At 36.9% G+C, this 10413-nt stretch carries 8 protein-coding genes; 5 read left to right on the top strand and 3 right to left on the bottom strand.

Features of this window, described 5'->3' with window-relative positions:
* Positions 1 to 126 precede the first annotated feature (126 nt).
* On the top strand, positions 127 to 549 hold the full coding sequence (locus DRF58_RS13990; RefSeq protein ID WP_116036332.1) for a hypothetical protein: 423 nt from the start codon (positions 127 to 129) through the stop codon (positions 547 to 549).
* 31 nt (positions 550 to 580) lie between these two features.
* Positions 581 to 853: a hypothetical protein gene (locus DRF58_RS13985; protein ID WP_123882498.1), complete on the top strand. Its 273-nt coding sequence runs from the start codon at positions 581 to 583 to the stop codon at positions 851 to 853.
* Between the two features lie 18 nt (positions 854 to 871).
* Here the strand turns inward: DRF58_RS13985 and DRF58_RS13980 are convergent, their stop codons facing one another.
* The 3 genes from DRF58_RS13980 to DRF58_RS13970 form a co-directional block, all read right to left on the bottom strand.
* Positions 872 to 3427: an alpha/beta hydrolase family protein gene (locus tag DRF58_RS13980; protein WP_081780172.1), complete on the bottom strand. Its 2556-nt coding sequence runs from the start codon at positions 3425 to 3427 to the stop codon at positions 872 to 874.
* Positions 3427 to 4812 (bottom strand): RagB/SusD family nutrient uptake outer membrane protein, encoded by a 1386-nt coding sequence (locus DRF58_RS13975; protein WP_034976025.1) that lies wholly within the window; start codon positions 4810 to 4812, stop codon positions 3427 to 3429. Before DRF58_RS13975 ends, DRF58_RS13980 begins: the two co-directional genes overlap by 1 nt.
* Before the next feature lie 199 nt (positions 4813 to 5011).
* Positions 5012 to 7999, bottom strand: a complete 2988-nt coding sequence (locus tag DRF58_RS13970; protein ID WP_116036334.1) for a SusC/RagA family TonB-linked outer membrane protein — start codon at positions 7997 to 7999, stop codon at positions 5012 to 5014.
* Positions 8000 to 8966: 967 nt separating this feature from the next.
* On the opposite strand from DRF58_RS13970, the gene DRF58_RS13960 reads away from it, so the two are divergent.
* The 3 genes from DRF58_RS13960 (at position 8967) to DRF58_RS13950 (ending at position 10400) form a co-directional block, all read left to right on the top strand.
* The gene (locus DRF58_RS13960; RefSeq protein WP_034741419.1) at positions 8967 to 9311 is read left to right on the top strand and encodes a helix-turn-helix domain-containing protein; all 345 of its coding nucleotides are present in this window, start codon (positions 8967 to 8969) and stop codon (positions 9309 to 9311) included.
* A 28-nt stretch (positions 9312 to 9339) separates the two neighbouring features.
* The gene (locus tag DRF58_RS13955) at positions 9340 to 9783 is read left to right on the top strand and encodes an HNH endonuclease (protein ID WP_034741422.1); all 444 of its coding nucleotides are present in this window, start codon (positions 9340 to 9342) and stop codon (positions 9781 to 9783) included.
* 80 nt (positions 9784 to 9863) lie between these two features.
* Positions 9864 to 10400: a hypothetical protein gene (locus tag DRF58_RS13950; RefSeq protein WP_034741425.1), complete on the top strand. Its 537-nt coding sequence runs from the start codon at positions 9864 to 9866 to the stop codon at positions 10398 to 10400.
* Positions 10401 to 10413: the final 13 nt, after the last annotated feature.

Raw genomic sequence — 10413 nt, 5'->3', positions numbered from 1 at the left:
ACAGCCTATTGTTTCTTTCCAAAAAAACCGTCACTCAACTTGAAAAAAGTAAATGACGGTCAATTATTTTTGAACTTCGCTTAACCCGAACTCAGGTTACACTATTACAAAAACCAGCTCTTGATAATGGATGACCATCTTACCGTCAAAGCGAAGTATAAAACCATTGATACGATAAGCATTCCGCAGATTAAGGTTTCTGAACTTTCGGACGGAAAAAAGAAGATGAGCAAACCCCCATTGAAAGTCAATAAAAAAGCATTTGTATATGCAGGTCTGCTATTCATAGAATCAAATCTCATCGGAAAATTTGAAGACAGGGACCGATGGAAAAATTCTTTTATTATTGATGTTTATTCAACTGTAAAACAAGGATATATCGGAAGTTTTTATCTACCAAATCCCAAAAAGGAAAAAAAGGTACAGTTTCATATTACAGATCAGCATCTTTATGTATTAACAGGAAATGAAATCATTAAATATCGTTTTGCGCAGAACATCACTCAACATTTCATTGCAGGGGAAGCCGAAAACCTGAACCAAGAGTAGGCACCAAATTTAATTTTACATCATGAAAAAAATGAGAAAAATCGCATTGCCCTTAGCAGTTTTGCTTTTAGGCGCAGGGAGTGCGTACGCTACAAGCGTTGTGAAAAAAAACAGTTTAGTGGAAAACGGTTATCGTTTTGATCCGTTAGCACCTGTTGAAAAATGTATTATGACGGAAAAGTCATGTCAGGCTGATATTTTAGGTGAAGTATGTACCTGGTCAGACGGAGTCAACACTCATAATCTATTCCAAAATGCAGGCGGAACCTCGTGCGGGAATCCACTGTATGAAATTCCTAACTAATTAAAAAGGTGAAGGGTGCTACAACGCACCCTTCATTTGTTTATCAATCCATTCAACACCATTCTTACCTTTCAGAAAATAATCCAGCCATTCAAGCATTCTTACAGATAAATCTTTTTGTGCAATTTGTTGAAGAAGCGAATGACCTTCTTCCTGATAGAACAATGCTATCACAGGTTTGCGGTATTTTCTTAGAGCAACAAATAATGAGCGGGTTTCCTCACGGTCTACATTACTATCTTTTTCGCCTGTCCAAAGTAATATGGGTGCTTTAACCTCCGAAGCAAAATACAACGGATTGTTATCCATGTATTTTTGTTTATTTTCTACAAAGCTGCCACCCATACGCATTTGACCATATTCATACCGCCAATAGTCAGGACTTCCAAAATCGTAATTGAAAGAAAAAGGAGTATGAACAATGTCCGACACCGATGCTCCCGAAATAAATGTAGCAAAACGATCTGAGTGCGTTGCGATAAAGTTGGTCTGATATCCCCCGAAAGACTGTCCTGTCAATGCAATTCGCCTCGCATCTACTTGTTCTATTTTTACCAATTCATCCAGAACATTATGAATAGACTCAAGTGCTGAAAGACCTGATCCTTTATCTGCGTATGTAATATCCGGAATGAGCACCATATAGCCTGATTCCAATAGCAACCTTGCATTAAAGCCTCTCCCGTTTTTTAATGTCGGAAGCAAAAAGGCTGATGTACCTTTCTGCTGTTTTTCGTAAATATTAAGTACGACAGGATATTTTTTACCCGGATCATAATCATGTGGTAAAAATAAAGTTGCAGTTAAAGATTCTTCTGTTGCTCCTTTGTAAAACAGCTGAATTTTTCTTATTTTTTCTGCAGTTTTGTCATGAGCATTGGAAGTGAATACGATATGATCTTTCTTTCGTTTTTGTTTAAATACAATGGATGGCGCTTCATTGTAATTTTCTTTCGTCCACACAAAATTTGAATGATTATCTGTATAGGTGAAATTTCGTATTTTATCTGTAGTTTCAGCTATAATTTTTTTTATTGTACGATGATCCCACTCTACATATGATTTCAACAAATCACCTTTTGAAATGCGAAATAAATAATTATTGTCAGGCACTGAAATAATTTCTCTAGGAAGCCCTTCCGTAATCTTTTGGTGTTGACTGTTGATAATTTCAACATTGTCACCATCTAAAGTTACTTTCCTCTCCAGTTTGCCGTTCAAAATATTTTGTTGCCATACATTATTACCTTTTACCCAGGTAATAAGCTCAGTTCCTTTAAAGTATGGCGAAGCTTCAGGATCTGATATTTGTTTTTTAGTTTTCAGGGTAAATGTGTTTACAAGATTCCAGCCATTATTATCAGCCGTAAGAACCCATTTTCTATCAGGTGAAACATACAGTCTTTCATCAATCACGCAAAGAAAACGATGTTCATTTGATCTTGAATTCCATACAAACAAGGAATCTCTTTTGGGCATGAAAAAATCATCTTTCTTATCTACAAATGATTGGTCTTTCTTTATCTTCAAAAAATTACCGGAATTTCCAATCGCTATTTCTGTATGAAACATCGAATCCATCGGAATTACTTTACCTGTTTGGGGATACCACAAAAAATTTTCTTCAACCTGCATATCTTTAATATGATGAGTGAGATCTTTTTCAACGCCGTACCAAAACTCTAAAAGTTTTTTTTCTTTCGGAATCTTTCTGATTAGCTTGATAAATAATGCATCAGGATCTGATGAATAGTCAAGATTTACGTAATGGTAATTTTTACTCCGCATCAAATCAAGGTTTCGAGGAATCTGTAAACCATCAACACAATGCTTCAATGTATATTCATGCTTGTCTTTACCAAAGACGGTATATCCTCCTTCCGTAGCAGTGCCTTTCCATACTTTCAAGACTTCATCGAACGCGCGGGCTATGATCTTTTTATTTTTTGTATCAACCCTCAAAACGTCAGTCTCATTTTGATCATTTTTCTGAAAAACAATGAGTTCTTCATCAACAGTGCTATATCTAATAACATTTTCTAACTCATGAATCTTTCTGCCGTTTTTACCGTAAACTTCCAGTCTGTTATTTTGATGCTCATCATAATGAATCAAAAATAAAGATTGCGGTTTCATCTGATCAATCGTCTTTACATGATCTTTTGTTTCAATAGTTTGATCTATTAGATTAATTAGTTCTAATTGCTCACCACTCAAAAAAGCGAATTTTTCACTACCCATAAAAAATGAAGTCCTGATTGATTTTCGTTCAAACTTTTGAGTCTTATCATGTACATTTTGTAAAATGTACATCGGCGATTTACTTTCATATTTCATCAGCCAGCTTACCCATTTTCCGTCATCAGACATTTTCAGAAAATCAGGAACTTCAGCTTTTTCTGCCAATGCTTCCAATTTTTTCAAATCATGTTGCCCGTTGAGTGGTAGTGGTAACAATAGAAAAGTAAACACAATGAGGAGCAACAATATTTTTTGAATCGTATTTACTGTCTTATTACTTTCAAGTATGTTTTCCCTGTTCTTCATCATATTTTTCCAATTTCTATTCATCATCAATATCCTGTATTTTGGGGATTAAGGTTTGGATTAAGCAGCAGTTCTTTCTGGGGTATCGGCCATTGAGCATGGTAGCTTTTCCAATTGGTTTTTACAGGAATCAACTGATCAAGCAATCCCCATCTTTTCAAATCAAAAAAACGGATGCCGTGTTCCACAAAAAACTCCCTGCGTTTTTCTTCTCTCAATTCTGCGGTTGCTGCTGAAACCGTCAGTGAAGTGCTCAATGCTGGTAATCCTGCCCGTTGGCAGGAACGGTTGATATACGGAACGGCTTCTACTGCTTTATTTTGCTCGATCAGGCTTTCCGCCATCATGAAATTGACTTCGTCCAGACGATAGATTATTGAATATTCATTGGGATTATTGACCGCAAGGTTTTTATATTTTGAAGAGCGGTAATTGAGCTGTTGGTTAAAAGGTACTGCCGTGATATAATGCTGTCTCCGCAAATCTCCCGAAGAAAATGTATTGATGAGATTCAGATTGAGAACAAACGATAAAGGTGCGCCTGTAAAGTTATACAGTGATGCCTCTTTGGTCGCATCATTCGTGTTTTTTGGCTTCAATTGCCAAATGATATGGGTTCCATTTTTTTGAAATACTTTTGAAGGGTCGGTTTGAAATGTATATTGAGATGATTGCAATACCGTACTGCAAAGCACTTCTGCTTCCGCCCATTTCTTCAGTAGCATTTTCATCTTTGCCAATGCCATATATCCTGCAAATTTGTTGGGATAGATTCTTTCTGCATTTCTGTAAGCGGATGGTAAAAGATTAACCGCCTCAGACAAATCGGTTTCTAGTTTTATGAGTAACTGATCTTTATTCATTCTGCCCAATTGGCTGTTGATGACATAATTGGTTGTTTCTGTGTAAGCTATTTCTCCAAAAATCTGATAGAGATTAAAGTAGATGATAGAGCGCACGAATAATGCTTCACCTTTGATTCGGTCTTTGGATGCCTGGCTTAATGATTTTGAATTGGTTACCCCTTCAATGATGCTGTTGGCAGCATAAATCTGCCCATAAGCATTCGTCCAAGCCGTCGTTACAACGGTATTTGTAGCCACCTGCTGATTGTTTGCTATATCTAAAATACCGTTTGATCCTGATGTGTACACACAAGTCAGATCATCAGCATACGTCCCCATCAAAGCACCCATCCCGTCGATGCCTCCCGAAATAAGTGAGTTAGTCCAAAGTCCTGCATACAGTCCTGCCAATGCCGCTTCAGCGGTTTGCTCGTCTTCAAAAACAACTTCTGTCGGAAGCTGGTTATTGGGAAAATCGGTTTCTACAAATTTTTCGCAGGAAATTGTGGTAGTTAGTACAGCAGATAATATTGCTGCCACAATAATATGTTCTATTCTTGTTTTCATTTTTTCAATTTTTTAAAGATTTAATTTTTATTCAATTCTTAGAATGTGAAATTTTTACATCATCTGACTTTTAATTTTCACAGAAAACCTACATTCAACAAGTCTCAAGTTCTTAAAGGATTAAATTTTACAGTATCTAATTATTGCTTCTATAAAACTTTACCTTTTTACATTGTCAGATTCTAAAAAGTTTAACATTTTAAAAGGTTAGCTGAAAGCCTAGTGAGTAGGTCTTCAGTGGCGGTAAATATCCTGTCAGTACAAATTCAGGGTCGACCCCAAAATATTTAGTAAAGGTCAAGAGGTTTTGTCCCTGCACATAAATCATCGCTTCTCTGATTCCGAATTTCTGAACGGGAATGCTGTAATTAAGTTGTACATTTTTCAGTCTGATGAATGATGCATCGCCAATGGCAGCAGTAGAATTTTGGAACAAAACGTGCGAAGCATTTTTCTGCGCATTCGCTCCTGAACTGTACGGCATATACATTCCCGAAGGATTTGAAGGTGACCAAACATCCAAAACTTCTACAGGCTGATTGTTCATAGAACCCGGTACCAGCATCTGACGATTATAATTCCAGTTTCTCTGCTTCACAAATTGCCAAAGAAATGATGCCGACCATTGTCCGTAGCGGAAATTGCTCAACCAGCCTCCGAAAAATCTCACGCCTATTCTTTCAATCACTTTATTGTCATTGGGAGAATTGATCTTTCCGTCTCCGTCAAAGTCGGTAAATTGGTATAATCCTGTTGCCGGATTAACCCCTTCAAACTGATAGACTTTAACAAGTGACATCGGATATCCTAAAACATACTGATTGGCATAGGTTGATCCTTCCAGATTGGGAAATTCCAGTAGCTTACTCTGCGGAACAGAAAGATTGAATGACGTGTCGTATTTGAACTTGCTTTGTCTCAAAACCTGCATCGATGCTTCAAACTCCCAGCCTGTATTCTGAACCTTTGCAGGAAGATTCGACTGTATCGTAACAAACCCTGTCGTCGCAGGCAATGGAATACCGACCAATTGATTGGATGATGTATTGTTGTAATACGCCGCTGAAAAATTAATTCTGCTTTTCAGAAATGATAATTCCAGTGCTACTTCTTTTTTGAGTGTTTTCTCCCAGCTGAAATTGGGATTGTACAGTCTTGAAGGATTCAGAGCGGTGATGTTGTTGTAGATATTGGATGAAATCGTATAGGTATTGAGATACTGATAATCTCCAATCCGGTCATTGCCGGAAGTTCCCACACTTCCTCTGATTTTGGCAAAGTTTAACCACGGGATATTTTTCATCCAGCTTTCCTCTGAAACAAGCCACGCTGCACCCACTGCACCAAAGTTTCCGAAACGGTTGTCGGGACCAAAACGGCTTGAACCGTCCCGTCTGCCTGTAAGGTTGACAATGTATCTTTTCATGAATTGATAATTGATTCTTGCAAACGCAGCATTGTAGTAATACTGGTTTCTAACCTGATCACTGATGACTTTTGTTTTGGCTGCTCCCAAATTCTGAATCAGGGCATTGCTCTCAAAGCCATAACCTTGTATTGAACCCTGATTGGTTTCAGATTGCTGTAATGTGGTTCCCAACAACATTTCGAGGCTGTGGTTTCCCCAGCTTTGATTGGCAACCAATTGCGGTTCCAGAATATAAGAGAATGTGGAACTGCTGTTTTTAAATGAAGTGGAACTTGCGCTCGTCAATCCTGATGAGGGATTGTACATCGTATGGGGCTTGAGTGAAAACTCTTCAAAATTCTGATACGTTAAACCTCCGTTGAATTTTAGTGTAATGAACGGAAATAAGCGGTACGAAATCTGCGCTCCGCTATTAATAAAGTTGCTCGAATTGAGATATTCACTTTGAAAAACACCCAAAGGATTCGTAAACGTATTGTTTTCCCAATTCAATGAACCATCCGGATTGTAGAGTGACGGAGCATTCGGACTCAAAGTAAAGCTTCTCTTCGTCAAATCATCATTCAGGACATTATTGTCCTGAAATGAAAAGGTATTGCTGAGATTGACTTCCAGTTTTTTATCAGGTGTTCTGTAACTGAAATTTCCTGTTAGATTATTGGTTTTGTATCTGAAATCGGCAGGAAATACTGTAGTTTGTTCGTTATGTCCGTAGCTGATCAAATAAGAGGTGTTTTCAGAACCTCCGCTTAAAGAAAGCTGGACGACCGAAGCTTCTGCCGTATTGCCTATAAGTTCTTTCTGCCAGTCTGTGTTTTGGGTCTGATCCCACACTCCGTTGAAATCATACGCTGCCGCAGGAATTGTGGTGATGCCGTCATTCTGAAATGCTTCTCTTCTAATCTTGATATACTCGTCAGTGTTCAGCAGCTTCAATTGATTGGCTACCGTACTGAGCGAATAAGAGGTATTGATCTTAAGATCGGTTCTTCCTTTTCTGCCTTTTTTGGTCGTCACAATAATCACTCCGTTGGCACCTCTTGATCCGTAGATTGCCGTGGCATCGGCGTCCTTCAACACCTCAAAGCTTTCAATATCATTTGGATTAATCGAGTTTAACGGATTGATGGATGCATACGGTAAAATTGAGGCACTATACAACGAGGGAGTTTCTGAAAGGATCGGAACACCGTCAATAATATACAGCGGTTCATTTCCTTCTCTTCTGATGCTGTTCTTTCCTCTGATCTGAATATCAAATCCTCCGCCCGGAACGCCTGAATTTTGGGTAATGCTCACGCCCGACATTCTTCCCTGCGCTGCAGAAAGGACATTTGTAACGGGCTGGTTTTCGATGTCTTTTGAAGAGACTTTGGCAATGCTGCCTGTTCTTTCTTTGTCTTTGACCTTGTAATACCCTGCGTTGAGAACAACTTCCTCAATTTCTTTTTCTTTATTGAATGAGATATTGACGGTTATCCTACTGCCTAAAGTGATTTTTCGTTCGGGATAGTCCGGATGGCGGTAAATGATTACAGGATTTTCACCTGATACCTGAACACGGTAAATACCTGCTGTATTGGTTACAGCCACTTCATCACTACCCTCCTGGAATACGGAAACTCCTTTGACCGGTTGGCTATTTTCAGTGACAGTGCCCGTAATGGTTCGCATCTGCCCTATTGCTGCGCCCGAGACGAGCAAGGTGAAGCCAAAAGCCAATTGAAGATGACTTAGGCTGCAAAAGTTTTTTTTCATACTTTTGAATAGGTTTAATTCGTTAGACTCGGCTCTTCTCTGCATTCCGTAAACTCGAAAATACTTTATGCGGAGAGGGCTTTTATTTTTCTATGGTTACGTTACACTTTATGTTTCTTGAATATGTTTTTCGTGTATCTATTTGATGATGCTTGGGAGGAAGCTTCAGTAAGGACATAGCAAAACCTCCTGCCCCAGCACATCTTGAAATAATATGAATGAAATTGTGTCCCGTGTAAGCTGTAAAGCCGCAATGAGTTGTAAACTCAATGTAAGTGTCATCTAAATGAGAAAACATTTAATTGAAATCAAAAAAAAGCCATAAACTTCTGCATTATACAGATCATTCACTTTTTTTGTCTTCGTAATAAATTCCCTTCGTGCTGAAAATAATTTGGAATATTAAAAGAAAGCGAGTACTTTTAAAGTGCGAGTTTAAATCGTAGTCTGGCTTTCCTTTTACTTTTAAAGGAATTTCGGAGTTTGTCGATAATAGCCAGGTAATACCAATCCAGCATTTTGCAAGCAAAACTGGCATAAAGCCGTATTTTTTTTCTGTTATGCTGGCGGACTACTCCGGTGGGCAAATTAGAAGAATGGTTGAAAATGTCGTCCTCATAAATATTATTTTTATATATGGAACGATGCTTTTAGATATGAGAATTATACGCAAAAATAGCATGCGGCGGTCTCACACTCTAGAATCAGGGCGACCAACCCACTTTAAACCGAAGATTAAAGTTTCCACCTAAAGTATACGTGAGAACCGCTCGCATGCCGTATACAAAAGTAAGAAACTTTTAGACATGGAGCGATTTCACGAGGTTCTCGATGGAAAATTGGTCTTTTTGATTCGAGATACATCGTTCATTTTACCTTGTTGAAGGTTAATGATTTATTCGCTAAAGCAAAAATAATAAATATTTATTTAACACCCAACATATTGGGTTATTTTTTTTAAAAATATATGGAACAAATTACTTATTTAGAAACAACACAATTCGATTTGGATTTTATTAATCACGTAAGAAACATTCGCAAAGCAAAAAAACTAAGCAAAGATCAGCTTAGCCTAAAAATGGGTTTGGCCAAAAGTTTTGTTAGTAATGTGGAGTCATTAACACAGCGACATAAATATTCTACTCGTCATATAACATTACTTTGTAAAGCCTTTGATTTTAAAAATATTTCAGATTTAATGAATTTTCCTACTCCTAAGAATGATAAAATTAAAGTTACAATTAGACAGAAGATGAATGATACAAATACAAAAGTGGTTAGTAGTGAGGTAGTAAAAATCGAAGTTATTTAAAGTTAATGAAAAATAATACGGATAACTAATGAACATATATACATACTCTGGAAATATTGAGCATCTAAAAGCTTTTGATAAGGATTATCAATTAAAAAGTATGTATACTCCTCCAATAAATAATCAAAGGCGTCCTCTAAAAAAAATATCAGAAAGAATCTGTCGCTTCTGTGGTAAAAAGTCCGATGCAACAACCTTTAAAAGCAAGCCTCACATTATTTCAAGATTATTTGGAAATAATTCTGGGGTGTCAGATTACGAATGTGATAAGTGTAACAATCATTTCTCAGGTTTCGAAAGTGATATGGCAAATTTTTTAGGTTTGAATAGAAGTGTTAATGCCTTAGGAGCACAAACTCCTCCAACATTTAAATCATACGATGGTAATATTGTAGCTAAAAAAAATAGTTTTAATGGTTTTCATGGCATTGATATAGAATCAAATAAACAAGGGGTAATTAAAAAAAATTAGATGGAGGTATTATAGAATTTAACGTTATACATAATCCTTATATACCGATTAACATTTTTAAATGTTTACTGAAAATTGCCTTGACTGTAATTCCTGATGTTGAAGTAGACAACTATAAATTCTGTTTTGATTTTCTGATGAGAAATAACAATGAGGCTTATTTTGTACAGCATGCCAAACAGATTCATAGGGGGGCATCTGGTTTTAATGTAAAATTTCCCTATGTATTAATTTTCAAAAAAAGAAATTTAGAAAGTAAATTGCCTTCTCACTGGATTAAACTTTATTACCAAGATTCGTACATTCAGTTTTACATACCTTGCCATAAAGAAGATGAAGTTTTACTTCAGGGTGAAGAATTAATTTATTCACTTTGCCCACCATTAATTTTCGCTGAAACACAGCCACAAGGAATTGCAAAGTATTATGAAAAGTTAGATCTATCTTCAAATGTTATGACTAAGGGAAAGACTTCAAAACTCAATTTAACTTTTGATGAAAATCTTTCAAGGGAAGGGAGTAACAACAATCAGGAAACACACAATTCTGATAATTTTAATTCAGATGAAATTATAAAAGTTTTTCTTACCAAAAATTCAGGTTTATTAGAAGAATAAGACCGGCTCATAT

The sequence above is a fragment of the Epilithonimonas hispanica genome (genome assembly GCF_003385395.1).
GTDB classification, from domain to species: Bacteria; Bacteroidota; Bacteroidia; order Flavobacteriales; family Weeksellaceae; genus Epilithonimonas; species Epilithonimonas hispanica.
Note: the sequence above shows the minus strand (reverse complement) of the source record. Positions and strands in the feature narration are given on the sequence as shown.

Coding starts and splice junctions, on each gene's coding strand:
- DRF58_RS13990 (WP_116036332.1), top strand. CDS start 127: ATGGATGACCATCTTACCGTCAAAGCGAAGTATAAAACCATTGATACG.
- DRF58_RS13985 (WP_123882498.1), top strand. CDS start 581: ATGAGAAAAATCGCATTGCCCTTAGCAGTTTTGCTTTTAGGCGCAGGG.
- DRF58_RS13980 (WP_081780172.1), bottom strand. CDS start 3,427: ATGATGAATAGAAATTGGAAAAATATGATGAAGAACAGGGAAAACATA.
- DRF58_RS13975 (WP_034976025.1), bottom strand. CDS start 4,812: ATGAAAACAAGAATAGAACATATTATTGTGGCAGCAATATTATCTGCT.
- DRF58_RS13970 (WP_116036334.1), bottom strand. CDS start 7,999: ATGAAAAAAAACTTTTGCAGCCTAAGTCATCTTCAATTGGCTTTTGGC.
- DRF58_RS13960 (WP_034741419.1), top strand. CDS start 8,967: ATGGAACAAATTACTTATTTAGAAACAACACAATTCGATTTGGATTTT.
- DRF58_RS13955 (WP_034741422.1), top strand. CDS start 9,340: ATGAACATATATACATACTCTGGAAATATTGAGCATCTAAAAGCTTTT.